Below are 703 nucleotides of genomic sequence, written 5' to 3'. Positions count from 1 at the left end.
GCCGCAGGGCGCTCGGTCGCCGGCGTTGCGGCGGGCAGCCAGCCTTCGGTCGGGGCGTTCATGCGCCCGCCCCGTTCTCGTCGGTCACCGGAGCGGCCGCGTCGTCGGCCGATGGCGCCACCTCGTAGGCAGCGCGCTGTCCCATGCCGTCCATGGCACGGCGCCAGCGCGCCTCGATGCTGGCATCGATGATGCCGACCTCGCTGTCGACCACGCAGCCGCCGCGGGCCAGGGCCGCATCGGGCACCAGGCGCGCGCCGCGCGCGGCCAGCGCCTCGCCGGCGTGCAGGCTCAACAAGGCGAGGTCCTCGGGATGCACGTGCACCGCCACCTGCTTGGCCGAGGCCAGCGTGGCGACCAGCGCCTCCTGGGCCACCGCCGCCACCAGCTCGGGGCGCGTTGCCAGTTCGCTGCGCAGCACCTGGCGCGCCAGCGCGACGGCCACCTCCGCGAGCTGCGCGGCCAGGCCCTGTTCGAGTTGCTGGAGCTGGCCGCGGAAGGCCTGCGCCACGGCGGTGACCTGGCCAGTCACCTGCTGGGCGTAGCTCTGCTTGAAACCTTCGAGTGCGGTCAGACCGTCGCGGTAGCCGTCCTGGTAGCCGCTCTGGCGCGCGGCCTGCAACTGCGCGGCCACCAGTTCGGGCGTCAGCGGCGCGGCGGGTGCCGGGGCCGCCGGGTTCTGCGGTGCGCCGCCGAAGCTGCT

General features: G+C 75.2%; 1 protein-coding gene. It reads right to left on the bottom strand.

What is annotated here, in order from left to right:
- Positions 1-58 precede the first annotated feature (58 nt).
- On the bottom strand, positions 59-703 hold a 645-nt coding region (locus x551_RS22940; protein WP_051512323.1), incomplete at its 5' end, for a flagellar assembly protein FliH.

The sequence above is a fragment of the Methylibium sp. T29 genome (assembly GCF_000576205.1).
In the GTDB taxonomy this organism is placed as follows: domain Bacteria; phylum Pseudomonadota; class Gammaproteobacteria; order Burkholderiales; family Burkholderiaceae_C; genus Methylibium; species Methylibium petroleiphilum.
The sequence above is the reverse complement of the archived record's forward strand: the minus strand, read 5'-3'. Positions and strand labels throughout refer to the sequence as shown.